Source organism: Chelatococcus sp. KU-N122, from assembly GCF_055391085.1.
Window position 1 is genome coordinate 7,583,988 of sequence record NZ_AP043981.1, and the last position, 22,270, is coordinate 7,606,257.

General features: G+C 68.3%; 21 protein-coding genes. 13 read left to right on the plus strand and 8 right to left on the minus strand.

Translation table 11 applies throughout. The features are described 5' to 3' along the window. Nucleotides 1-53: 53 nt before the first annotated feature. The 4 genes from ACZ5PO_RS34255 to ACZ5PO_RS34270 are packed head-to-tail and all read left to right on the plus strand — an operon-like array spanning nt 54 to nt 5,045. On the plus strand, nt 54-1,766 hold the full coding sequence (locus tag ACZ5PO_RS34255) for an ABC transporter substrate-binding protein (RefSeq protein ID WP_464187176.1): 1,713 nt from the start codon (nt 54-56) through the stop codon (nt 1,764-1,766). Further along, nucleotides 1,763-2,785, plus strand: a complete 1,023-nt coding sequence (locus ACZ5PO_RS34260; protein ID WP_464187177.1) for an ABC transporter ATP-binding protein — start codon at nt 1,763-1,765, stop codon at nt 2,783-2,785. Before ACZ5PO_RS34255 ends, ACZ5PO_RS34260 begins: the two co-directional genes overlap by 4 nt. After that, complete coding sequence (locus ACZ5PO_RS34265) at nt 2,785-3,774, plus strand: ABC transporter ATP-binding protein (protein WP_464187178.1); 990 nt, start codon at nt 2,785-2,787, stop codon at nt 3,772-3,774. Before ACZ5PO_RS34260 ends, ACZ5PO_RS34265 begins: the two co-directional genes overlap by 1 nt. Continuing rightward, the gene (locus tag ACZ5PO_RS34270) at nt 3,774-5,045 is read left to right on the plus strand and encodes a TetR/AcrR family transcriptional regulator (protein WP_464187179.1); all 1,272 of its coding nucleotides are present in this window, start codon (nt 3,774-3,776) and stop codon (nt 5,043-5,045) included. Before ACZ5PO_RS34265 ends, ACZ5PO_RS34270 begins: the two co-directional genes overlap by 1 nt. 176 nt (nt 5,046-5,221) lie before the next feature. Here the strand turns inward: ACZ5PO_RS34270 and ACZ5PO_RS34275 are convergent, their stop codons facing one another. Then, nucleotides 5,222-5,974 (minus strand): 3-deoxy-manno-octulosonate cytidylyltransferase, encoded by a 753-nt coding sequence (locus ACZ5PO_RS34275; protein WP_464187180.1) that lies wholly within the window; start codon nt 5,972-5,974, stop codon nt 5,222-5,224. Next, nucleotides 5,965-6,831, minus strand: a complete 867-nt coding sequence (locus ACZ5PO_RS34280) for an N-acetylneuraminate synthase family protein (protein ID WP_464187181.1) — start codon at nt 6,829-6,831, stop codon at nt 5,965-5,967. The genes ACZ5PO_RS34275 and ACZ5PO_RS34280 overlap by 10 nt, the downstream gene beginning before the upstream one ends. Nucleotides 6,832-7,391: 560 nt before the next feature. Between ACZ5PO_RS34280 and ACZ5PO_RS34285 the strand changes: the two genes are divergently transcribed. Then, a complete protein-coding gene (locus tag ACZ5PO_RS34285; protein WP_464187182.1) occupies nt 7,392-7,883 on the plus strand; it encodes a hypothetical protein in 492 nt (163 codons plus the stop codon). Nucleotides 7,884-7,943: 60 nt separating this feature from the next. On the opposite strand, the gene ACZ5PO_RS34290 is transcribed toward ACZ5PO_RS34285, so the two are convergent. Then, on the minus strand, nt 7,944-8,837 hold the full coding sequence (locus tag ACZ5PO_RS34290; RefSeq protein ID WP_464187183.1) for an NAD(P)/FAD-dependent oxidoreductase: 894 nt from the start codon (nt 8,835-8,837) through the stop codon (nt 7,944-7,946). A gap of 166 nt (nt 8,838-9,003) precedes the next feature. Between ACZ5PO_RS34290 and ACZ5PO_RS34295 the strand changes: the two genes are divergently transcribed. Both ACZ5PO_RS34295 and ACZ5PO_RS34300 read left to right on the plus strand, forming a co-directional pair. Further along, nucleotides 9,004-9,483 (plus strand): Rrf2 family transcriptional regulator, encoded by a 480-nt coding sequence (locus ACZ5PO_RS34295; RefSeq protein WP_464187184.1) that lies wholly within the window; start codon nt 9,004-9,006, stop codon nt 9,481-9,483. Between the two features lie 86 nt (nt 9,484-9,569). After that, nucleotides 9,570-10,052 (plus strand): VOC family protein, encoded by a 483-nt coding sequence (locus tag ACZ5PO_RS34300; protein WP_464187185.1) that lies wholly within the window; start codon nt 9,570-9,572, stop codon nt 10,050-10,052. Nucleotides 10,053-10,153: 101 nt separating this feature from the next. Here ACZ5PO_RS34300 and ACZ5PO_RS34305 read toward each other — a convergent pair whose 3' ends face one another. Continuing rightward, on the minus strand, nt 10,154-11,563 hold the full coding sequence (locus tag ACZ5PO_RS34305; protein WP_464187187.1) for an MFS transporter: 1,410 nt from the start codon (nt 11,561-11,563) through the stop codon (nt 10,154-10,156). Between the two features lie 23 nt (nt 11,564-11,586). Then, a complete protein-coding gene (locus ACZ5PO_RS34310) occupies nt 11,587-13,011 on the minus strand; it encodes a dihydroorotase (protein ID WP_464187188.1) in 1,425 nt (474 codons plus the stop codon). Between the two features lie 115 nt (nt 13,012-13,126). Here ACZ5PO_RS34310 and ACZ5PO_RS34315 point away from each other — a divergent pair, with 115 nt between their 5' ends. The 5 genes from ACZ5PO_RS34315 (at nt 13,127) to ACZ5PO_RS34335 (ending at nt 16,024) form a co-directional block, all read left to right on the plus strand. After that, nucleotides 13,127-13,885, plus strand: a complete 759-nt coding sequence (locus ACZ5PO_RS34315; RefSeq protein ID WP_464187190.1) for a GntR family transcriptional regulator — start codon at nt 13,127-13,129, stop codon at nt 13,883-13,885. Then, complete coding sequence (locus ACZ5PO_RS34320; protein WP_464187191.1) at nt 13,878-14,198, plus strand: hypothetical protein; 321 nt, start codon at nt 13,878-13,880, stop codon at nt 14,196-14,198. Before ACZ5PO_RS34315 ends, ACZ5PO_RS34320 begins: the two co-directional genes overlap by 8 nt. Next, entirely contained in the window at nt 14,195-15,250 is a 1,056-nt protein-coding gene (locus tag ACZ5PO_RS34325; RefSeq protein WP_464187192.1) for a CobW family GTP-binding protein, read from the plus strand. The genes ACZ5PO_RS34320 and ACZ5PO_RS34325 overlap by 4 nt, the downstream gene beginning before the upstream one ends. A gap of 94 nt (nt 15,251-15,344) precedes the next feature. Next, on the plus strand, nt 15,345-15,767 hold the full coding sequence (locus ACZ5PO_RS34330) for a putative toxin-antitoxin system toxin component, PIN family (protein ID WP_464187193.1): 423 nt from the start codon (nt 15,345-15,347) through the stop codon (nt 15,765-15,767). Beyond that, a complete protein-coding gene (locus ACZ5PO_RS34335) occupies nt 15,764-16,024 on the plus strand; it encodes a toxin-antitoxin system HicB family antitoxin (RefSeq protein ID WP_464187194.1) in 261 nt (86 codons plus the stop codon). Before ACZ5PO_RS34330 ends, ACZ5PO_RS34335 begins: the two co-directional genes overlap by 4 nt. Before the next feature lie 61 nt (nt 16,025-16,085). Here the strand turns inward: ACZ5PO_RS34335 and ACZ5PO_RS34340 are convergent, their stop codons facing one another. Both ACZ5PO_RS34340 and ACZ5PO_RS34345 read right to left on the minus strand, forming a co-directional pair. Next, a complete protein-coding gene (locus ACZ5PO_RS34340) occupies nt 16,086-16,721 on the minus strand; it encodes a cysteine hydrolase family protein (RefSeq protein WP_464187195.1) in 636 nt (211 codons plus the stop codon). 197 nt (nt 16,722-16,918) lie between these two features. After that, a complete protein-coding gene (locus ACZ5PO_RS34345) occupies nt 16,919-18,271 on the minus strand; it encodes an amidase (protein WP_464187196.1) in 1,353 nt (450 codons plus the stop codon). Between the two features lie 134 nt (nt 18,272-18,405). On the opposite strand from ACZ5PO_RS34345, the gene ACZ5PO_RS34350 reads away from it, so the two are divergent. Continuing rightward, a complete protein-coding gene (locus ACZ5PO_RS34350) occupies nt 18,406-21,240 on the plus strand; it encodes a phosphoenolpyruvate carboxylase (protein ID WP_464187197.1) in 2,835 nt (944 codons plus the stop codon). Nucleotides 21,241-21,245: 5 nt separating this feature from the next. Here the strand turns inward: ACZ5PO_RS34350 and ACZ5PO_RS34355 are convergent, their stop codons facing one another. Next, a complete protein-coding gene (locus ACZ5PO_RS34355) occupies nt 21,246-22,268 on the minus strand; it encodes an LLM class flavin-dependent oxidoreductase (RefSeq protein WP_464187198.1) in 1,023 nt (340 codons plus the stop codon). Nucleotides 22,269-22,270: the final 2 nt, after the last annotated feature.

Below are 22,270 nucleotides of genomic sequence, written 5' to 3' on the forward strand. Positions count from 1 at the left end.
CAGCCGCTTCGACCCAAGTGCAGGCTGAAACAGAACAATACGGGAGGGAAACAATGAGTGTCGGACGAGCCGTCGGCAGAGCGCTCAGAGGGTTAGCCGCGGCGGGTGCGCTCGCGGCCCTGCCCTCGGTCGCTGGCGCCCAGGCGGAGAAACCGCCGCAGTACGGCGGCACGCTCAACGTCGGCCCGATCTACCTCACTCTCTCGCCCCTGTCATGGGATCCGGTCGACTGGCCGTGGAAGTTCTCCCAGGATACGGCGCTGGTCTACGAGCAGCTGTTCGTCGCCGATCTCAGCAAAGCCAAGCGCAACGGCGGCCCCTATCCGTTCGTGGCCGACGCGTGGCTGCCGGCCGATGCCATTCGCGGCGAGCTGGCCGAGAGCTGGGAGCTGAAGGACGATCCGATCCGGGCGGAGATCAAGCTGCGCAAGGGCGTGATGTTCCCCGACAAGCCCGGGATCATGGCCGCGCGCGAGCTGGTGGCCGACGACGTCGTGGAGAGCTTCAACAGGCTGGACAAGAGCCCCAAGAAGGTTGCCAGCTACTTCGATTATATTCAAAAGGCTGAGGCGGTCGACAAGCACACGGTCGTCTTCACCTTCAATAGCTACAACTCCGAATGGGACTATCGCTTCGGCTGGGGCTATTATTCCGGCATCGTGCCGAAGGAGGTGTTCGAAGCGGGAGCCGGCAATTGGCGCAACGTCAACGGTACCGGGCCGTTCAAGCTGACCGATTACGTCCAAGGCAATGCCGTGACGTTCTCCAAGAACGACATCTACTGGGACAAGGAGACGATCGACGGCCAAATCTATAAGCTGCCGTTCGTCGACAAGATCGTCTACCGCACCATCAAGGACGAATCTGCTTACCTTGCGGCACTTCGTACCGGCAAGCTCGACATCCTGGAGAGCGTGCGCTGGAGCGCCGTCGACGAGTTGAAGAAGAGCGCGCCAAAACTGCAATGGTCGCGCTGGCTCGACTCCGGCGGCACCTTCCTCGCCATGCGGGTCGACAAGAAGCCCTTCGATGACGTCCGCGTGCGCCGGGCCCTCAACATGGCCGTGAACAAGCAGGAGATCATCTCGTCGTTCTACGCGGGCCATGCGGAGCTGTTCGCCTACCCGCAGCATCCCGATTACGTGGGCTACTTCGAGCCGCTCGACAAGATGCCGGAGTCGGTGAAGGAGCTCTTCGTCTACAATCCGGACAAGGCCAAGAAGCTGCTGGCCGAGGCGGGCTATCCGAACGGCTTCACCTTCGATGTCCAGGTCTGCTCGTGCTCGCCGGCGCAATTGGAGCTGTTGCCGCTGGTCGCCGCGTATCTCGAGCAGGTCGGCATCAAGATCAACATCAAGCCGACGGAGGTCGGCGCCTTCATCTCGGCCCTGACGACCAAGACCCATTCGCCCGGCTTCTTCCTGCGCAACGGCCACACCAACCCGACGGCGACGATCCGCAAGAACTTTGTCACCGGCCAGCCCTATAACCCATCGGTGTATTCGGACCCCGCGTTCGACAAGAAGATGGCCGACGTCTATCTCGAGCGGGACGAAAGCAAGCGCCAGCAGATCATGAAGGAGCTGACGCGCGAGGCGCTGGAGAAGGCGACCTATATCTATCTGCCGACAAGCTACGGCTATTCCGCTTGGTGGCCCTGGGTGAAGAACTACGGCGGCGAGCTGCGCGCCGGCGCCGAGCGAGCCGGGCCGATCCATGCGCGCATCTGGATCGACCAGGACCTGAAGAAGGCGATGGGCTATTGAACGCGCCGGTGAAGCCCGGGCCGTCCGGCGCAGATGCGACCGGAGAGGCTGCGCCGCTGCTCAGCGTCCGCGACCTGGTCACGCGGTTCCGGACGGACCGCGGCCCCGTCACGGCCGTCGACCATGTCTCCTTCGACGTCCGCGCCGGCGAAACCCTGGCCATTGTCGGCGAATCCGGCTCGGGCAAGAGCGTCACGGCGCTGTCGATCCTGCGCCTCATCCCGGACCCGCCGGGCGAGATCGAGGGCGGCCAGATCCTGTTCGACGGCCGCGACCTGCTGACCCTGTCGGACGCGGAGATCCGCAGCGTGCGTGGCAACCGCATCGCCATGATCTTCCAGGAGCCGATGAGCTCGCTCAACCCGGCGCTGACCGTGGGCATGCAGGTGGGCGAGCCGATCAACCAGCACCGTGGCGCGCCGTGGACCGCGGCGCTCAAGCGGGCGCGCGAGCTGCTGGCCGGGGTGCGCATGTCGGACCCGGACTCGCGCGTCGGCGCCTACCCGCACCAGTTCTCCGGCGGCATGCGCCAGCGGGCGATGATCGCCATGGCGCTGGCCTGCGAACCGCAGCTCATCGTCGCCGACGAGCCCACCACCGCGCTCGACGTGACGGTCCAGGCCCAGATCCTGGACCTGCTGCAGGACCTGGCACAGCGAGCCCGCTCGGCGCTGATCCTGATCACCCACGACCTCGGCGTCGTCGCCCGCTACGCAGACCGGGTCGTGGTGATGTATGCCGGGCGCGTGGTCGAGCAGGCGCCGGCGCGCGAGCTCTACGCCCGGCCGCTCCACCCTTATACGCGCGGCCTGATGGCGTCGGTGCCGCGGCTCGACAGCGACGCGACCGCGCGGCTGGTGCCTATCGAGGGCCAGCCGCCGGATCTCGCGGCGCTGCCCCCGGGCTGCGCCTTCGCGCCGCGCTGCCGCCACGCCAGCGACGCCTGCGGACGCGCACGGCCACCGCTGCGCGACGTCGGCGCCCGGCATCAGGTGGCGTGCATCCTGGAGACCTGTTGATGGGCGAACCGCTGCTGCGCGTGGACGATCTCAAGGTGCACTTCCCGGTCCAATCCGGCGCGCTGTTGCGCAAGCGGGCCGCAACGGTTCGCGCCGTCGACGGGGTCTCGCTGACGGTCGAACGCGGCGAGACGCTCGGCCTCGTGGGCGAGAGCGGCTGCGGCAAGTCGACGACCGGGCTTGCCATCATGCGCATGCTGACGCCGACCGCCGGCCGCATCGAGTTCGAAGGCCAGGACATCACGGCCTATGACAAGACGCGGATGCGGCCACTGCGGCGGCGCATGCAGATGGTCTACCAGGACCCCTACGGCTCGCTCAATCCGCGCATGAAGGTGCGCGATCTGATCGGCGAACCGCTGGTGGTGCACGGGCTCGCCGACGACCGCCGCGCCTACGACGACAGGATCGCGACGCTGATGCGCACGGTCGGTCTGCTGCCGGCGATGGCGGACCGCTATCCGCACGAGTTCTCCGGCGGCCAGCGGCAGCGCATCGGCATTGCCCGGGCGCTGGCGCTGGAGCCCAGCCTGATCGTCTGCGACGAGCCGGTCTCGGCGCTCGACGTCTCGATCCAGGCGCAGGTGGTGAACGTCTTCGTCGAGCTGCAGCAGCGCCTCGGGCTCGCCTACCTGTTCATCGCCCACGACCTCGCCGTGGTGCGCCACGTGAGCGACCGTATCGCGGTGATGTACCTTGGCCGCATCGTCGAGGTCGCCAAGCGCGACACGCTCTACAGATCGCCGCAGCACCCCTACACGCAGGCCCTGCTCGCCGCCGTGCCCGTGGCCGACCCGGTGGTCGAGGCGAGCCGCCGCCGTGTCATCGTCTCCGGCGAGGTGCCGAGCGTGACGAGCCCTCCCCTCGGCTGTCCGTTCCACACCCGCTGCCCGCACGCTTTCGCGCGCTGCCGAACTGGGGTACCGGTGCTTCGCGACCTCGGCGACGGCCAGGCCGTTGCGTGCCATCTCAACGAAGCGAACGGGTGATGCTGCCGGAGGCCCTGCTGAATGCGCCAATCGAGAATCGCAAGCCGGCGCAGACACCCAGGTTCATCGCCAAGCGCGAGGCGATCCTCGATGCAGCGGCGAGCCACTTCAACCGCCATGGCCTGAAAGGGGCGACGCTGTCGGACATCGCCGCGAGCGTCGGCCTCACGACCAACAGCATCACCTACTACTACCGCCGCAAGGAAGAGCTCAGCGCGGCCTGCCTGCTGCGCGCGATCGCGGCGGTGGACGCGCTGGCCCAGGCGGCGCTCGCCGCACCGACCCCGGAGGCGCGCATCCGCGCACTGATCCGCGGCCAGGCCGCCGTGTTCGCCGACATCGCCGCCGCCCGCCGTGACGATCTCGTCAACTTCAACGACATCCGCAGCCTGCGACCGCCGCTGGCCGACCCGGTCATCGCCGCCTACACGGAGATGTTTCGCAGCGTGCGCCGCCTGCTGCCCAGGGAGGGGACCGATCGGCCAGCACGCAATGCGCGCGGCCACCTGCTGCTGTCGCTGGTGCATTGGATGCGCCGCTGGCTCGGCCGCTTCGAGCCGGATGACTACGCCTATGCCGCCGAGCGCATGGGCGACATCGTCATCGGCGGGCTGATGCGCGAGGGCCGCTGCCGCACCGATCGGACGGTCCCCGAGCTGGCGTGGCTGCAGCCGCCCACAGGCGAGCGGGCCATGTCGGAGGCCTTCCTGCGGGCAGCCACGCTGCTGGTGAACGAGCAAGGCTTCCGCGGCGCCTCGGTGGAGCGCATCGCCGCGCGGCTCAGCCTCACCAAGGGGTCGTTTTATCACCACTATACGAGCAAGGACGAGCTCATCACCGCCTGCTTCGAGCGCACCTTCGACGTGATGCGCCGGACGCAGCTCTGCGCCGCGGCCAGCTTTGGGTCCGGCTGGGAGCGGCTGATGGCGGCGACGCGCGCGCTGCTGCTCTATCAGCTGTCGGAGCAAGGACCGCTGGTGCTGACGACCGCCTGGAACGCCCTGCCGGAAGCCTTGCGGCTCGAGGCCAAGCGGCGCCACGACCAGCTCACCGAGCGCTTCGGCATCTTCATCGTTGAGGGCATGCTGGAGGGCAGCATCGCGCCGCTGGAGCCGGCCATCGCCGCCCAGCAGGTGGCCGGCATGATCAACGCCGCCTCAGAGCTCGAGCGCTGGGCCCCCGGCGTCACACGCGACAATGCGGTGCAGCTGTATATGCGACCGCTGTTCGAGGGGATCTTGGTGGGGAGAGGTAGCGCGGCACCGTTCTAGGCCTACAGAAGTAAGGCAATATGGGATCGCGTGGATGGGACGCTGGGCGGAAAGGGACTACCCGCCAGCGGTTCCAAACCAAAAAGCGGCAGCGCAGACCCTTCTTGTTGAGCAGCGAACCGCCGCCGGGAGAACTGCTCCTCTGCACGCCTCTTCCGCTCCATCTCCGCCGACAGTCACGCCGCGACTGGTGGACTGATCCCGTTCGCTCCAACGATCGCACGGACGCGCTCGAGGTCTTTTGGCGTATCCACAGAAAGTCCTCGCGTGGGCGCCACCGGGATTAGCGTCAACGGCACTCCGTGCTCAATGAAGCGAAGCTCGTTGACGTCTTCGGCCATCTCGACCGGCCCGCGTGGCGTTGACGCGAAAAATTCCAAGGCTCGCCGGTTATAGATCAGCAGCCCGACGTGCTTGTGGTAGACCACATCGAGCGTGCCCTTGGGATAAGGGATCGGGCTACGCGAGAAGCATATCGCGCGCTGGTCTCGGCCCCAGATCACCTTAATGTTGGCCGGATCGATGACCTCGGAAGCCGACTCGATGGGCGCGACCAGATTGGCAGCGTAGGGCCCGTCGTCGGGCATTCGGTCAGGGATCAGTCGCTCCACCTGAGCGCTCTCGATCAAGGGCTCGTCGCCATTCACGCAGATGTAGAGGTCCGCGTCGACAGTTCGCGATACCTCATGCACTCGATCGGTGCTCGTGACATGATCCGGAGAGGTCATCACGTACCTGACCTGATGCGCTTCGCAAGCAATGGCGATGCGCTGATCATCAGTGGCCACCAGCACATCGGCCAGCCGAGGCGATTGCCGCACTCGATGGTAGACCCAGGCGATCATTGGCACCCCGGCAATTGTCGCCAGGGGCTTGCCTTCGAAGCGGGTCGACTGATAGCGGGCTGGGATAACAGCGACTACGCGCATGCGGCCTCTGCGAGCTCGGCACGCCCCCGGGGCGCCGGGTACTTGTGATGCTCACTCGGGGTGACCTGCTTCAGCTCACCACCGAGGATCGTCTCCGCCTGGCGGATGGCTGCGACGTAGTCGGCGAAGGCCGAGGTCGAAAGATCCATCGCCACCGCATCGAAATGCGCCCAGTCGGTCACGCCGAGCTTTACGTGCTTCTCAACCATGCGCGCGCCCGCGGCGACCGCGAGCACAGACGCGAGAGCGCCTAGATCGTGGCTCGAGTACGCCGGCTTGATGCGAGGGTTGATCTGGGCGAGGTCGCGGTAGTGTCTGACGACGCCGACATGGCAATCGGCAGGCGGCGTCGGATAGGCAGAGTTGGCGTGCATGAGGTACAGGCACGGACAGTGGTCGAACGTCCGCAAGATCCACTGCTCGTAATGGTGGTCAGTCATGCCGGTCGAAACCACGACCGAGCCCCGGTGTCGGCGCGCAACCGCGCTTATAAATTCAGTGTGCTCAGATATCGTGGATGGCAGCTTGATCAGGCCCGGATCGAATTGAGAAATGAGATCGAGCGAAGGCTCGTCCAGGACCGACACAAACCAGCCAATGCCAAGTTCGCCGCATAGTCGGTCAACAAAGGCAAAATCGTCCTCCGTCAGCTCAAGGGCAAACCTGTAGTCGGCGAATGTACTGCCAAACGGTGATTGGTATGACGAACGGAGCCTGTCAGCGCTGTAGAAGGTCGCGACGTCGCGCTTCTGGAGCTTGATATAGTCGGTGCCGGCGGCCGCCGAGCGGCGGATCAATTGCTCAAGCCGCTGACGGCTACCGAAGTGATTGGTCGTAATTTCGGCCACTATGCTCACGCGAGATGGCGCCTGTAAGCCGGCCCCAAGTGCACCAGACGCAGCCCCCACGCTCATATCCAACGCCCCAAAGCTACCCCACTCCACTATGGTTAGCTCGTAGCCGAATGCAACGCGAGGGTGCGCCCTCATGCCGGCGCTCGACGATTCCTGGCACAGGGGCCGCGGCCGGCCCGCACGTCTACCGTCCTCCCCACCATGCCCCTCGCCGATGAGGCGACACGCTGTGGGTACCGTCCCGACAAGTCGCTGTCTGGTGGCGGAGCTTAGCTCCATGGCCATAAGGGACATGCACTAGGCCAAGGGACAGCCGCAACTCATCGACTGCGAGTGCGCCGAACCGCCGCCATGGCTGTTCGCAACGGCAGCGAGGTCCCAGCGACCATCGCGCCGGCCACACGCCAGCGTAGTAGCCTCCGCACCCCCCATCCTGTATGGGGCAAGCCATGACTGGACTGCGACGCCTGCTCGCTCTCGGCGGCCTCCTCATTGCCGCGGTCTTTGGGCTCCTGTCGGGGACCGCCGCCGGCCGCGCCCAAGCTGTGACCAACTATCTGTCCGTGGCGGGGCCGATCGTCATCGGCGGCGTCGAGCATCGCCTTGCCTGGAGCTCCAATCCGTTCACGGGCTACTACAAGCACGAATACCTTCCCAAAGGACAGACGCTCGAACGGTTCGAGCGCATGGTGTTGCTGGACCTTCTGGTTTCGGACGCGGACGTCGCGCGCGTGGCCGGTGCGCAGGTCGACACCCTCCAAGCGCGCAAGGCGCGAGACCCGGTCGCGAACGTCGCGGTCATCCGCAACGCCGACAAGGGCGAAATCATCGTCGACTTCGTTCTCAGCGGAAAGGCGGCCGACGGCGGCGACGTGATCGAGTGGAACGCCTATCGTTACGTTCCCCATCGGGACGGCGTGCTGATGATGGGCCTCAGCCGGCGTGGCTACGGCGGAGATCGCGTGGCCTTCCTCAAGAACCTGAAGACCGAGCGCCCAGCCGCAATCAAAGCTCTGGCGGCGCAGCCGATCCCGGTGGTCCGGTTGAAGCCGTGAGGTAGCCGGCGAGCTTGCGGTGCGGCTGAGGCGGCTCAATCCCGACACGCTTCGGCAAGATTACCCCAGCAGCGACTGGTGCGCACCGACGCCGGCCAGCACCCCGGCAGCGGAAGCAAGCGTGGCGTTGTGCATGGCGGCGGCAGCGTCGCCCGCCGCATAGACACCCGGGACGGTGGTCTGCTTCCACTCGTCCACGCGCAGGTGCTGACCCGTGTGGCCCGCCTCGACGGCGCAGCCGAGCTGACCGGCGAGAGGGCTCGCCAGTTGTGTCTTGGGCGCGGTGAACAGCGCGTGGACCGGCACGGTCCGCCCGTCGGCGAGCCGCACCGCATCGAGCGCCGGCGCGTCGCCCAGCAGCGCAACGATGGGTGTGGGTTCGATCGCGACACCACGGGCGGCGAGCCGCTCCCTGAGCTCGTCGGTGATCTCGAAGTGACCTTGGGTGAAGAAGGTCGTCGGCCCCCAATCGGGGATCAGCATGGCCTGATGATCGGCCATGGGATGGTTGGCCAGGACGCCGAGCCCCCGTCCGGCCACCTCGTAGCCGTGGCAATAGGGGCAGTGCAGCACCGTCTCGCCCCAGCGGGCCTCGAGGCCGGGGATCGGCGGCAGCTCGTCGCGCACGCCCGTCGCCAGGATCAGGCGGCGGCCTTGGACCACGCTGCCGTCGTCGAGCGAGACGGCGAAGCGATCGCGCTCGCCACCGGCGGCGATGGCGGTGCCGTGATGTGCGGCGACCGTGGGATAGGCGCGGAGCTGCCTCAAGCCCTCGGCCATGATGGCGCCGGGCGCCACGCCGTCCTGGCCCAGGAAGCCGTGCGCGGCTTTGGCAAAGCGGTTGCGCGGCAGGCCGGCGTCGACCAGCAGGATGGGGCGGCGGGCGCGGGCCAGCTGCATCGCGGCCGACAGGCCGGCGAAGCTGCCGCCGATGATGATGGCGTCATAGGACACGGCGTCTGCTCCTCGGTCTCATGGCGACGGCGGCCTGAGCAGGTCCGCAGTCACGTATCTAATTAAGTTACATGATGATGCCAACCTGGCTCCCGACACGCAACCCTATTCGTTACGTGAGCAGCTCGCCTTATGATCTGCCGGTGGAGATCAGGAGGCCCATCCCGTGAGAAACGACAGCCGGCTGTCGCGCATGCTGCATGCCCTGATCCACATGGACCGGCATGCGGGTACGGCCACGTCGGAGGCGCTGGCCGAGATGCTGAGCACCAATCCGGTGGTGGTGCGTCGGACCATGGCGGGGCTGCGGACCGCCGGTTATGTGCGCTCCGAGAAGGGCCACGGCGGCGGCTGGGCCCTCGCCCGACCGCTCGACGAGATCACCCTGCGCGACATCTACCAGGCGCTCGGCGCCCCCCACCTGTTCGCCATCGGGCTTTCGGTCGACCATCCGGAATGCCTGGTGGAGCAGGCCGTGAACAGCGCGCTCGGCGCGACCATGCACGAGGCCGAAAACCTGGTGCTCCGGCGCTTCGGCGAGGTCACCCTGGGCGACCTCGCGCGCGACTTCGATGCGCGCTTCGAAGCCGTATGCAGGCCGGCGTCGCCGCCCCGAGCGGCACGCCCGCGCAAAGCTCCTCGCTGACCGACATCTGGTCGCCTGTCGGCTCCAGCATGCGCGGAACGTCCTTTGGCCGTCGGATCGCAGTCCGCACAGCAAAGGAGTCCTGCATGCCCACGATCGTCTCCCATCTCTGGTTCGAGAAGGACGCGCGCCGCGCGGTCACGCTCTACGTGTCGCTGGTGCCCGAATCCGAGATCGTCAGCACGACCACGGTGCCGGCCGATACCCCGAGCGGTCCGGCGGGGAGCGTCGAGATCATCGAGTTCAGGCTGGGCGACCAGCATTTCGTCGCGCTCCAGGCCGGCCCGCTCGATCCGTTCAACCATTCGTTCTCGATCCAGGTCCGGTGCGAGACCCAGGACGAGATCGACCGCATCTGGGACGGGCTTCTCGCCGACGGCGGCACGGCCGAGCAGTGCGGCTGGTTGCGGGACCGCTGGGGCCTGTGCTGGCAGATCGTGCCGCGCGTCCTCGGGGAGATGGCCGCCGGTTCCGATCGCGCCGGCGCCAAGCGCATGACGGAGGCCATGCTCACCATGGTCAAGCTCGATATCGCAGCGCTGGAGCGGGCCTATCGCGGCGAGGACTGAACCGGCGGGCATCGGGCGAAGGCGAGGCGCGGCCTTTTCCTCTGCCGGCGGATGGCAGGTCGTTGCGCGACCTGGCCATTTTGCAGCGGCGGCATACCCCTTCACGCCTCGTCCGCGGACGAAGCGAGCGACATGGCCGGCGCGCCGTCGGCTCTGTCGGGTGGCGCCGAGCTGGCCTCGAGAGACTTGCCCTTTGTCGAGGGGCCGAAGACGAGCACGGCAAGGAAGGCCGCCAGCAGCATGCCGTCGCTGAGGAGGAAGAGCACGAGCTTGCTCTGGACGACCGAGAAGACGCCGAAGGCCAACAGCAGCAGGATCGCGCCCACGCGCCCCCATGCCGAACAGATGCCCATGCCCGTGGCGCGCACGTCGGTGGGGTACAGCTCGGGTGTATAGGTGTAGACGAAGGTGGCACCTATGCCGAGCGAGAAGGCGGTCAGCCCGCCGAACACCATCAGCATCGCCGGCTCCGTCGACAGGCCGAACAATGTTCCGAAGACGCCGGTTGCCGCGTAGGCAAGCAACGCCGCGTATTTCCGGTCCAGCCATTCGACGATGTATCCGCCGAGGATATAGGCCGGAATGAACGCCGCGAAGATGACGACCGAGAACTGGAACGATCGGGCGATCGGATATCCCTCCGAGGCCAGCAGGGTCGGCAGCACCGTCAGGAAGGTGTAGAGCACGCCATATTGGGCGAACCAGGCGATCCACAGCATGATCGTCGTCGGCAGATATTGGCGCGACACGATCGCCCAGGCCGAGAGGCGTCGCGCGGTCCGAGCGGAGCCCTTGTCCGGCCGCGCGGCCACGGGCAGGAGCGGCGCGCCGACCTCGCGCTCGACCGTGCGCTCGATCTCGCCGACGACGCGCTCCGCTTCCGCCGGCCGCCCCTTCGCCACCAGCCAGCGCGGCGACTCCGGCAGCCCCGACCGCATCAATCCGCCGAGCAGCGCGAACGGGGCCGTCAGGAACAGGGCCCAGCGCCAGCCGACGCTCGGGATGAGGTAGAGCGCCCAGATCGGCGATGCCGCCACGCCGAGCGCGAAGAAGCCCATCATCCAGCCGTTCAGCTTGCCGCGAATGCGTGACGGCCAGAGCTCGGCGAGATAGGGAGGCACGGTCGAGCTCTCGGCGCCGACGAACACCCAGGTGAAGAAATTCAGGATCGCGAAGGTGACGAGATCATCGGCAAAGCCACGCGACGCCGAGAAGACGGAATAGAGCAGCAGCGTATAGAGGATGGCCTTCTTGCGCCCGTACCGGTCGGCGATGAACCCGGATGCGAACGAGCCGATGAGATAGCCGAAGAGGCCGATGGCCGAGACGATGCCGATCTCGAAGGCGCCGAAGCTCCAGGCCGTGCGCAGATTGGCCAGCACAAACCCCGTCACGACCGTGTCGAGGGTGTCGAAGAACAGGGACAGGGCCGCGATCACCAGGACTTTCGTATGGAATCGCGACCTCGGGAGCCGGTCGAGGCGGTCCGTCAGGTTTTCGAGCGTCGTCATGTGTATTGCCCCTCTGTTGGCTGTTATGCGGTCCTCGCGTCGTTGGCCGACGCCGTGTCCCTGGCGACGGCGGTGCCAGGTGTGAAGCGGCCATAGCCGGGCTCGCCCACCACCTTGCCCTCGCGCATGACGATCTCGCCGCGGACGATGGTGTAGACTGGCGCACCCTTGGCTTTGATGCCGTCCCACACCGTATATCCAGCCTTTGAGTGCATATCGTCGGCCGCGAATACGATCTCCTTGTTCAGATCGACGATCGTCATATCGGCGTCGGCTCCAACCGAAAGCGATCCTTTTCTTGGATACATGCCGAAGATCTGAGCTGGCCGCTCGGAGCACAGCCGCACCACCTCGCCGAGGGTCAGCCGCCCTTCGTTGACGGCGTTCATGGCGAGGGCGACGAACTCCTGGACCCCGGTTCCGCCGAGCGGGACCGAGAACATGTCCTGCCACCCGGGCTCGACCTCCTCGGCGGTGTGCGGCGCGTGCTCCAGCACCAGAACATCGGCGACGCCATTGGCGATGCTCGCCCAGCTGGCCTCCGGGGTGGAGGGCACGAAACAGCTGCGCGGGCCGACCTTGGCAAGCTGCTCGGGCGTCATGAGCATGGTGGCAAAATCGAGCTCGGCCGTGACGGCCTGGCCGAGATCGAGCTTCGCGTGGCGGATCATCTCGAAGGCGCCGACGGGCATCAGCCCGACGTGGAGAACATGCAGCCGCACGCCGGCGATGCCGGCATAGTAGAGCGAGGCCGCCAGCCCGGCCGCCATGCCGTGGCCGTACATGTAGCCCTTGACGTGGGACTCGGCGAAGGCGGCGAAATCGGTGCGGCCCTTGTCGATATAGTCCCTGAACGTCAGCCGCTTGACCCATTCGGGGTCGTCGTGGTGGACGGCCGCGACCAGGCCGGCGTCGCGCGTCGCCTCGTAGAGCTCGTAGAGGATGCCATGGTCGAGCACGCCCAGCTCGGAGATGTAGGGGTACACCTCCTTGATGTGGCGGGTATTGAAGACCTTGATGCCGATGGCGCCGGCCTTGGCCAGAGCGTCCACGGTCCGCGGGTAGAGCCCGCCGCCGTAGAGGCCGTAATCGACATAGGCCTTGGGCGCCACGATCTCCTTCTTCTGCTCGAATGTCTCGAGTGACGTCGGGTGCGGCTCGTTGTTGGTCATGTCGATGCAGAAGGTGATCCCGCCGGCCGCGGCCGCGCGCGTGCCGGTGGCGAAATCCTCCTTGTAGGTGTGGCCGGGATCGCGGAAGTGGCAGTGGACGTGCCAGAAGCCGGGCATCACGTGGAGGCCGCGGGCATCGATGCGGCGGCGGGCCGCCGGAAACGGTCCGCCGACGGCGGCGATGCGCCCGCCCAGAACGGCGATGTCCGCCGGTTCCGACGCCGCAGCCGTCGTTAATGTGCCGTTCTCGACGACCAGATCATACAGGGGTTCCATCCAGCGCCTTCCGTGAGGGAGCGCGGTGCAGTCCACATGCCCGTGGCGCCGCGCTCGTTCATACTTTGTGTATGAAATTTTGCATATTCCGTGTATGAAATGTAAAGGAGAAAAGATGGTCTCGACGCGCTCAAAATCGCGCCAGGCTCCGCGCGAGCCCAAGGGCAGTGCCGCATCCAACGCCTATGCGATCCTGCGCGAGGCGATCATCCAGCGGCTGCCGCCGGGCTCGGCGCTCGACGAGGAGGTCTTCGGCCAGCTCGGCCTGTCACGCACGCCGGCGCGCGAGGCGCTCGGACGGCTGGCGGGCGAACGGCTCGTCGAGCTGCTGCCCAACCGTGGTGCCCGGGTGATGCCGATGGGCTGGAAGGAGGTGCGGGAGCACCTGGAGGCGCTCGACGTGATCCAGCGTCTCGTCACCCGGTGGGCCGCCCTGCGGCGCTCGGACGCCGACATGAAATGCATCGACCAGGAGCGCCTGAGCTTCGAGGCGGCGGCGAAAGCCCGCAACGGCGTCGAGATGACCGAGGCCAACTGGCGGTTTCACACGGCGATCGGCGCCAGTTGCCGCAACGCCATCTTCGACCGCGTCTACCGCCAGATCCTCACCGAGTCCCTGCGCCTCGACCGGCACGCCATGTTCGCGGAATCGTTCCCGTCACCCGCCGCCCATGTCGCGCATGCCGACCGCATCATCGCTGATCATGTCGCGATGACCGACGCCATTCGCGCCGGTGACGCGGACCAGGCCGAGATCACGGCCCGGGTCCACACCGAACTGGCGCGCAAGCGCATCGGCGAATTCATCACCGGATCGATGAGCCCGGCGATGGACCTCTCCGTCGACCTACCGAAGGAGGACAAGCGTGTGTGAGGTCTGCGCCATCTTCGGCGCCGGAGAGCACTGGAGCGATTTCGGGCGGATGCGCAACGAGCGCTTTCCCTTCGCCGACATCCGCCACTATCGCGCCGAGCGCCGCCGCCGCATCGCCATCGTCAACCTGCTGCTGGCGCCGACCGGCAGCCGTTGCGAGGATTGGGACGGCGAGGCGTTGCTGATCGTCGACAGCAGCGGGCGGTCGCGGGTGGCACAAACCCTGTCGGACCTCTGGCCGGCGATCGAGACGCTGACCGGCCGCCCGATCGATCCTCTGGCACCGCACTTCGCCCGGGGGATCGAGCCTTGAACGCGCGCCTGCCGCTCTTCATCGTCACCGGCTTCCTCGGCAGCGGCAAGACCACGCTGGTCCAGCGCCTGCTGCGCGACGCGTCGGCGGGCGGCACCGGCGTCGTCGTCAACGAATTCGGCGAGATCGGCCTCGACCACACGCTGATGGTGCACGCCGACGAAAAGCTCGAGCTGGTGGACGGCGGCTGCATGTGCTGCGCCCGCCGCCCAGACATCGGCCGCGCGGTGCGCGACCTCGTCGTGAAGGCGCGGCGGAGCGGGGATACCGGCCTCGACCGCCTGCTGATCGAGACCACCGGCCTCGCCGACCCCTCCCCCATCGTCTCGGTTATCGGCAAGGACCCGTGGATGCGCGCCAATATCCGTCTCGCCGGCGTCATCTGCGTGCTCGACGCCGTCAACGGGCCGCGCACCCTTGCGGCGCATCCGGAGGCCAGCCGTCAGATCGCCATCGCCGATACGGTCGTCGTCACCAAGACGGACATGCGCGGCGCAGCCCGCTTGGAGGCGCTCACCTCCGCCGCTCACGCGATTGCACCCGACGTCCGCATCCTCGATGCGCAGGCGCCGGAGTTCGATATCGCCGAGGTCTTCAGCGGCGATGACGGCATGGGCAGGGCGGCCGCACCCGGCTTCGTCGCCGACGACCCGGCCCACGCCAGCGCGTGGACCTCCTTCGTCCTGCCGTTCGACCGGCCGATCGACTGGCCCGCCTTCACGCTCTGGCTATCGGCATTGCTCCATGCCCACGGCAGCCGCATCCTGCGCGTCAAGGGACTGATCCGGACCACCGCATCGCGCGGCCCGCTCGTCGTGCACGGCGTCCAGCACGTCGTCTATCCGCCGCGTCACATGAACGCCGAGGACGATCGTGGCCAGCCGGGCTTCCTCGTCTTCATCACCAAAGAGATCGCCCGCGACCAAGTGGTACGGAGCCTCGAGGGTTTCCTGTCCGCCGTCGACACAGCCGCGATCCCGGCCGAACCGAGCGTCGCCCGAAGCTCGAACATATCCCGATCGGCCAGCTTCATGTATCGCAGCGAAGGGTGACAAGGCGGCAGGTGCCGGCCGACCATCAGGGCACCCCGTAGGCCGCCAACCGCTCTTGCAATATCGCATGCGATATCCAATATGACGTATGAGGTTGGTTCTCGACACGTCGGCAATGGTCGCCGCGATGCGGAGTAGTGCCGGCGCATCCCGCCGCCTCCTGGTCGCGGGTTTGGAGCGGCGGCTCACGCTGTTGGCCTCGGTGCCGTTGATGATCGAGTATCAGGCGGTCTTGACGCGGCGCGAACATTTGCAAGCAGCCCGGCTGACCGTCGAAGAGGTGGACGTATTGCTCGACGCAATCGCGGCGGTGGCAACTCCCGTGAGGCTCGCCTTCCTGTGGCGGCCGGCTGTTCGCGACGCAAACGACGATATGGTGCTGGAGGCCGCGGTGAACGGACGGGCCGACGCAATTGTAACGTTCAACATCCGCGATTTCGGCGAAGTAGGACGGCGTTTTGGGATCGCAGTGCTGCCGCCAGGCGAAGCCGTGCGGCTGATGGAGGGCAAGCCATGAGGAAAAGCAATTTTGCGCTGAGGCTGCAGCCCTCTCTTCTCGAAGAAGCCCGCAAGATTGCCGACGCTGAAGGCGTGGCGCTGAACCAGTTCATCAATGTGGCGGTTGCGGAGAAGCTTTCGGCATTGCGGACGGAAAGCTATTTTGCCGAGCGCGCCGCCCGCGCCGATATTCCGCGAGTACTCGACATCCTGGCGCGCGCCGGCGTCGACAACCCGCCCATGGAGGGCGACGCCCTCCCGGGTGAGGTCGATTGAAGGAGAAGGCAGCCACCGCCGGGCCGTAACGGCCCGGTGGGAGTTGCTGGGTCGCCCGTGGCTATTCGGCAGCCTGCGCCACAGGAGCCGCGGCGCCGATCCGGGCGATGATCTCGTCGACGGTGAGGATCTTGGCGAAGGCAACGCCGAGCGTCGCCAGCGTCGCCTTCTTGATCTCGGCGACGCTCAGGCCGCCGGCCGGGAAGGTCTCGGTTCCGTCGCTGGGGAAGAAGACGTGGTAGTCGCGCATGCCGGCTTCCCGCGCCGTGGTCTCGCAGCAGATATTGGTGCAGATGCCGCTGACGATGATGCTGTCGATGCCATTCGAGCGCAGGATCAGGTCGAGGTCGGTGCCGGTGAACGAGCCGTAACGCGGCTTGTAGAGCATGATGTCGTGCGGGCCGACCTCGATGCCCGGATGCAGCTTCGCGGTCTCGCTGCCTTCGGCGATGTAGCCGGCACGCACCGGCTCGATCAGCTCGCCCATGGTGCCCTGGTTGGTGCCGTCCTTGCGGGTGACGTGCAGGGTGTGGATCACCATCATGCCGGCCTCGCGGCAGGCGGCCGCCAGCTTGTTGACCACCGGCACCAGCGCCGGCCCGTCCGGCGCCGACAGCGGCGTGCCCTCGACGAAGGCGTTCTGCATGTCGACGTTGACGAGCGCGGTGCGCGACGGAACGAGCTCATAGTCGGCCATGGCGGCATCTCCTGGGCTGGCGGAACGATGCGTCACGCTAGCGGGCGCGTGAATTCCTTTCCATGTCAAATATCCGCACCCTATGCCCGGCGCTGCCCAATGTTTCGCAGGATTGCCGCGCCATCGGGCAGCGGCCGCTAGAGCGCTTCCGCGATTGGGTGGACTCACCCAATCGCAGGAGAGGCGCTCGAAATGCGCTAGCCCACCAGCAGCGCCTCGATGCCGGCGGCGATGGCGAACACCTTATGGTCGGCATTAGCGATACCGGCGATGCTCAGGCCCACCGGCGCACCGCCGGCCGCCGCGATCGGCAGCGAGATGGCGCAGCCGTCGATGAGGTTGATCAGCGCGGGATTGCGCAGCGCCAGCGTATTGGCCCGGCCGAAGGTCTCGTCGGTCGCCAGGTCGGCGATCCGCGGCGGCAAGGTTGCCGCCGTCGGCATGACGATCGCGTCGTAGGGGGCGAACCGCGCCTCGACGCGGGCTATGAGGCCGCGCCGCGCCGCCAGCAGATCGAGGTAGTCGGCGGCGGTCTGGGCGGCCCCCTTCTCGATGCGGCTCAGCACGCGCGGGTCGTAGCTGGGGCCGGCCTCGGCGATGAGCGAGCGGTGCCAGGCGTAGCTTTCCGCCGCCGCGAAGCCGCCCTTGGCATTCATGGCGCCGACCTCGGCGAACTCGGGCACGGCGATGCGCGACACGCGCGCCCCTGCCCGCTCCAGGGCTGCAAGCGCCTGCTCGAAGGCGGCCGCCACCTCCGGATCCAGGTCGTCGAGAACGACGGTGGTCGGAACGGCGAACCGCAGCCCGGCCGGGCCGAGGGGCACGACCGACGCTGCCGGGCTATCGGCGAGCACCGCGTCGAGCGCGGCGCAGCAGGCGACCGAGCGGGCGAGCGGGCCGATCGAGTCGAGGCTCGGCGACAGCGGCACGCAGCCCTGCTGCGGCACGCGCCGCGCCGTCGGCTTGTAGCCGACGATGCCGCAGAAGGCGGCCGGGATGCGGCAGGAGCCGCCGGTGTCGGTGCCGAGCGCGCCGTGGGCCATGCCGTCGGCCACGGCCACGGCGCCGCCGGAGGTGGAGCCGCCGGAGACACGCCCCACCGCCCGCTCGAAGGGAGCACGCGGGTCGCCGTAGTGCGGGTTCAGCCCCAAGCCCGAATAGGCGAACTCGGTCATGTTGGCGCGGCCGATCATGATGAACCCCGCCTGCCGCAGCCGCGCCACCGCAGCGGCGTCGTGCGCGGCGGCAGGGCGGCCGGCAAGCGCCTTGGAGCCCGCCGTGGTCACCCCGCCGGCGATGTCGAACAGGTCCTTGATGGCGAGCGGAATGCCGGCGAGCGGCGACGGCGCCGCTCCCGCCCGGCGCAACAGGTCCATGGCGTCGGCGGCGCGCCGCGCCGATTCGTGAGCGACGCTGACGAACGCCCGCGCCCCCTCGCCGGCCGGATCGTCGATCCGCGCCAGGCACTCCTCGACCAGTTGGCGGCTGGTGGTCGCGCCGGCGGCGAGGGCGTGGGCGAGCGAGGCGAGGGTCGGTGTGCTGGTCGGCATGGCGGGTTTCCTGGAGGTGAACGCGGGCGTATCTAACGCGCGTCACGACCGAGCGCACCTGTCTCGCCGTCGCGCGGCGGGACGCCCGGGCGTGGATCTTGCGTCCCGTGGGGGAAACCAAGGGAGACCGCGCCATGAACGCCCTGCCCGCCCACCCGGATCCCGCGGAGGACGCCGCCGCCCTCGCCGCCGAGCTCGAAGCGCTGGTGGCGACGGCGCGGGGCGACGCCCGCGAGGACCCGTTCGGCAACCCGGTGCTGTTCGTGGCGCTGTGGCTGACGCGGCGCATGGACCGCGGCGAGCTGGGCGAGGACGCGGCGCGCGCGCTGTTGCAGCATCTCGGGCGCGCCGCCGTCGTCGATCGCGCCGGCCGGCTGCGGGCTTACGTCGGGCTCGATGACGATGCCGACGCGCCCTTCGCGGCGCTGGCGGAGCGCCTGGCCGCGCCGCCGGCCGGCGGCGAGGCGCCGAGCTTCGAGGCCTTCGCCGCGCAGGCCGGCTGCAACCGCTTCGCCGCGGTGTTCACCGCCCATCCCACCTTCGGCATGCGGCGCGACCTGGCCCACGCCATCGCCGACATGGCGACCGTGACGGCGGACCGCGCCGCCCGCCTCGGCCCCGACGCGCTGTCGTTCCGCCCGGACCCGGGCATCACGCTGCAGGACGAGTTCGCCCAGGCGCGCTTCGCCGTGCGCCACGCGCGCGACGCGATCGACCGGCTCAACGCCGCGCTGCTCGCCGCCGCGCGCCAACGCTGGCCGGAGCGGTGGACGGCGTTCACGCCGCAGCCGGTCACGCTGGCGTCGTGGGTCGGTTGCGACACCGACGGGCGCACCGACATCGGCTGGTGGGACACGCTGCGCTACCGGCTCGAATCGAAGCGCGGCCAGTTCACCCGCATGATCGAGAAGCTGCCGGACATCGCGGCGGCCGCAAAGGTCCGCAGCATGGTGCAGGCCGCGCTCGACGCGGTCGAGCGGCAGCTGGCCAAGGCACCGGCGTCGGGACGGCAGCCGGCCCTGGAGGAGCTGCGCGACTTCGCCCTGGTCCTGGTCGGCGAGCGCGAGACGGCCATTCACGAGGCATCCGGCCTGATCGCCGCCATCGACCGGGCCATCGCCGCAGCCCCCGACGACGAAGCCCGGCTGACACTCTGCCTGATCAAGGCGGGTTGCGCCGCCCACGGCGCCTCGATCGCGCTGCCGCACTTCCGGCTCAACGCCTCCCAGCTTCACAACGCCTTGCGCGGCGTCATCCGGCTCGAGTCCGAGCCGACGGAACCCGCCCAGCGCCGCGCCTTCCTGGCCGCGGTCAACGGCGCGCTCGCGGCGGTCGAGCCGGTGGCTGTCGACTTCGGCGCGTTGGCGGCCGAGCGGGCCTCGGCGGCGCGCATGATGATGACCATCGCGCAGATCGTGAAGCACGTGGACGGCTCGCGTCCGGTGCGCTTCCTCGTGGCCGAGACGGAGACCGGCTACACCCTGCTCAGTGCGCTGTGGCTGGCCCGCCGCTTCGGCATCGCCAACAAGGTCGAGATCTCGCCCCTGTTCGAGACCTCGGACGCCCTCGAGCAGGGCCCGCGCATCATCGACGAGGCGCTGCGCAGCCCCCATTGGCGCAGCTACCTGAAGCAGCACGGCCGGCTCTGCATCCAGTTCGGCTACTCCGATTCCGGCCGCTACATCGGCCAGATCGCCTCCACCTTCTGGGTCGAGCGCCTGCGCGCCCGCATCGGCGAGCTCCTCGTCCGCTACGGCCTCACCGACCTCGAGCTCGTCATCTTCGACACCCACGGCGAATCCGTCGGTCGCGGCGCCCACCCGGCGAGCCTCGCCGACCGCCTCGCCTACCTGGACCCGCGCTGGTCGCGGCGCATGTTCGCGCGTTCAGGCATCCGCACCGTGCACGAGACCAGCTTCCAGGGCACCGACGGCTACCTGCTCTTCGGCACCGGGCCGCTCGCCGCGGCGACGATCGCCCGCATCGCCGAGCACAGCTTCGCCGACGTCGCATCGGACGTGGCTGACCCGGTCTACGACGAGCCCGATTTCGCCACCGAGTTCTTCCAGACCGTGCGCCAGGAGATGAACGCGCTGGTCGACGACCCCGGCTATGCCGCGCTCATCGGCACCTTCGGCCCGTCGCTGCTGGACAAGACCGGCTCGCGCCCGGCGGCACGCCAGTCCGACGCCGGCGGCCCCGCGCTCATCCGCCATCCGCGCGAGCTCCGGGCCATCCCCAACAACGCCATCCTCCAGCAGCTCGGCTGGCTGGCCAACAGCCTGCATGGCATCGGCCAGGCCGCCTCGCGGGCGCCGGACCTGTTCCGCGCCATGCGCGAGCGCTCGGACCGCTTCGGGCGGGCGCTGCGGCTGGCCGAGCACGCCATGGGCGCGAGCGACCTCGACGTGCTGCGCGCCTACCTCGATACGCTCGATCCGGGTAGCTGGTTCGACCGGGCCCGGCGCACCGCGCGCGAAGGCCGCCGCGACGAGCTGATCGGCGTCGCCGTCGCGCTGGAACAGCTCGACCACGCGCCGTCGCTGCGCCGCCTGTTCGGCCGCTTCGCCACCGACTGGCTCAAGCTCAAGGCGGCAGCGGGCGAGACGCCGGGGATGCCGGCGCGGCTCGCCGCCATGCATGCGCTGAGGCTGGCCGCCATCCATCGCATCTGGCTGCTGGCCATGCACATCCCGGATTTCCGCCCCCAGGGCGGCGTCACGCGCGAGGCGTTGATCGAGCGCCTGCTCAGGCTCGACGTGCCGGGCTCGCTCGAAGTGCTGGCCGACGTGTTTCCGCTCAATCCGGATCCGACGGTCGGGCTCGATTTCGGCGAGCCGCCGGGGCCGCGCGAAGGCGGCACCTACGAGGCGCTGCACCGCGACGTGTTCGCGCCGATGCGCCGCGCCTTCGAGCTGGTGCGCGAGATTTCGGGCGCCATCCAGCACGACATCGGCGCCTTCGGGTAGGCGGCTCAGCGCCAGCCCAGCGCGGGAGCGACGTGGGTCAGGATCGCCTCGATAGCATGGGCGTTGTAGGCGACGCCCAGCTGGTTGGGGACGGTCAGGAGCAGCGTGTCGGCCTCGGCGATGGCTTCGTCGGCCTTGAGCTGCTCGATGAGGATGTCCGGCTCGGCGGCGTAGCCACGACCGAAGATCGCCCGCGTTTTCTCGTCGATGAAGCCGATCTGATCCTCGCCCTGCTCTCCACGCCCGAAGTAGAGCCGGTCGCGGTCGTCCACCAGCGCGAAGATGCTGCGGCTGACCGAGACTCGCGGCTCGCGGGCGTGCCCGGCCTCCGTCCAGGCGGCACGGAAGGCCCGGATCTGGGCCGCCTGCTGGACGTGAAAGGGCTCGCCCGTCTCGTCGTCCTTGAGCGTCGAGCTTTGCAGGTTCATGCCGAGCTTCGCCGCCCACACCGCCGTGGCGTTGGAGCCGGCCCCCCACCAGATCCGGTCGCGCAAGCCCTCCGCATGGGGCTCGAGGCGCAGCAGGCCCGGCGGATTGGGGAACATCGGCCGCGGGTTGGGCTCGGCGAAGCCCACGCCCCGCAGCACATCGAGCAGCACCTCGGTGTGGCGCCGGCCCATGTCGGCGTCGCTCTGCCCCTCGGCCGGCCGGTAGCCGAAGTAGCGCCAGCCGTCGATCACCTGCTCCGGCGAGCCTCGGCTGATGCCGAGCTGCAGGCGCCCGCCGGCGATGAGGTCGGCCGCGCCGGCATCCTCGGCCATGTAGAGCGGGTTCTCATAGCGCATGTCGATGACCGCCGTGCCGATCTCGATGCGGCTGGTCTTGGCCCCGACCGCCGCCAGCAACGGGAATGGCGCAGCGAGCTGACGGGCGAAGTGATGGACGCGGAAATAGGCGCCGTCCGCGCCCAGCTCCTCGGCGGCGACGGCCAGATCGATGGATTGCAGCAGCGCGTCGCCCGCCGAGCGCGTCTGCGATTGCGGCGAGGGCGTCCAATGCCCGAACGAGAGGAATCCGATCTTTTTCATGA